Genomic DNA, 737 nt, shown 5'->3' with positions numbered 1-737 from the left:
CACCTGAATACATAGGGTGTAAGATGGCATACGAGGGGAACTGAAACATCTAAGTACCCTCAGGAAGAGAAAACAATAGTGATTCCGTAAGTAGCGGCGAGCGAACGCGGAAAAGCCTAAACCAGAGAGCTTGCTCTCTGGGGTTGTGGGACGTCTCACATGGAGTTACAAAGTTCTCGATTAGTCGAACAGGTCTGGAAAGGCCGGCCATAGCAGGTAATAGCCCTGTAGACGAAAGTGGAGGACCTCCGAGACGGATCCCGAGTACCGCGGGTCACGTGAAACCCCGTGGGAATCTGGCAGGACCATCTGCTAAGGCTAAATACTCCCTGGTGACCGATAGTGAAGCAGTACCGTGAGGGAAAGGTGAAAAGCACCCCGGAAGGGGAGTGAAATAGAACCTGAAACCGTGTGCTTACAAGAAGTCAGAGCCCGATCTATGGGTGATGGCGTGCCTTTTGTAGAATGAACCGGCGAGTTACGTTTGCATGCAAGGTTAAGTTGAAGAGACGGAGCCGAAGCGAAAGCGAGTCTGAATAGGGCGATTGAGTATGTAGACGTAGACCCGAAACCGTGTGATCTACCCCTGTCCAGGGTGAAGGTGCGGTAACACGCACTGGAGGCCCGAACCCACGAATGTTGAAAAATTCGGGGATGAGGTGGGGGTAGCGGAGAAATTCCAATCGAACTCGGAGATAGCTGGTTCTCCCCGAAATAGCTTTAGGGCTAGCCTCGGA

General features: G+C 52.2%; 1 rRNA gene. It reads left to right on the top strand.

What is annotated here, in order from left to right:
* Nucleotides 1–737 (top strand): 23S ribosomal RNA (locus AC3WTP_RS23310); the annotation flags it as partial.

Source organism: Paenibacillus sp. EB106-04-04-XG159 (assembly GCF_058791835.1).
The sequence above is the reverse complement of the archived record's forward strand: the minus strand, read 5'-3'. Positions and strand labels throughout refer to the sequence as shown.